This window comes from Streptomyces sp. sk2.1 (genome assembly GCF_008120935.1).
In the GTDB taxonomy this organism is placed as follows: Bacteria; Actinomycetota; Actinomycetes; order Streptomycetales; family Streptomycetaceae; genus Streptomyces.
In genome coordinates this window covers 1-624 of record NZ_RDBO01000240.1, presented here as the reverse complement: position 1 = coordinate 624, position 624 = coordinate 1, and the positions used below count along the sequence as shown (strand labels likewise).

Below are 624 nucleotides of genomic sequence, written 5' to 3'. Positions count from 1 at the left end.
GAGGGCCGGGGCGTCGCCCTCGACCCGTGGGACGCGTGGGACGAACTGCCCGGATCGGCCTCCGGGCAGTACCGGGTCACCGCTTATCTGGACGGCGAGAAGTGCCGCATCGAGGTCGCCGACTCGGGCCCGGGCTTCCCCGCCCGGCAGCCGTCCGGCACGTCCGGGGAGCGGAACGGGCCGCAGCCGCGCGAGGCGCAGCCGTGCGAGTCGTGCGAGGCGCAGCCGTGCGAGTTCTCCCCGCAGTACCCGTCGCTCAGTGCCGAGGACGGCCGGGGCGGTTGCCGAAGTGGACGTGGTCGGCGAGCTGCTCGATCAGACACAGGCCCCGGCCGCGGTGCCGTCGTCAGCTTCGACAAGGTCCTGAAATGGCGGAAGGACGCCCTGCTCATGGTGTCCTGAGCAGGGCGTCCTTCCCCGAGGCTCTCCCGGTCCGCGCCGGACCGGGCCGGGATCAGCCCTTCAGACCGGCCATCCACGCCTCGACCTCGTCGGCCCGGCGCGGCAGCTTGTCGGAGAGGTTCCGGTTGCCGTCCTCGGTGACGAGGATGTCGTCCTCGATCCGGACGCCGATGCCCCGGTACTCCTCCGGCACGGTCAGGTCTCCTCCGGCACGGTCAGGTC

1 protein-coding gene is annotated in these 624 nt (G+C 72.4%); it reads left to right on the top strand.

Features of this window, described 5'->3' with window-relative positions; translation table 11 throughout:
• A partial coding sequence (locus EAO76_RS45185; RefSeq protein ID WP_187439057.1) for an ATP-binding protein occupies nucleotides 1–402 on the top strand: 402 nt, incomplete at its 5' end.
• Between the last annotated feature and the right edge of the window lie 222 nt (nucleotides 403–624).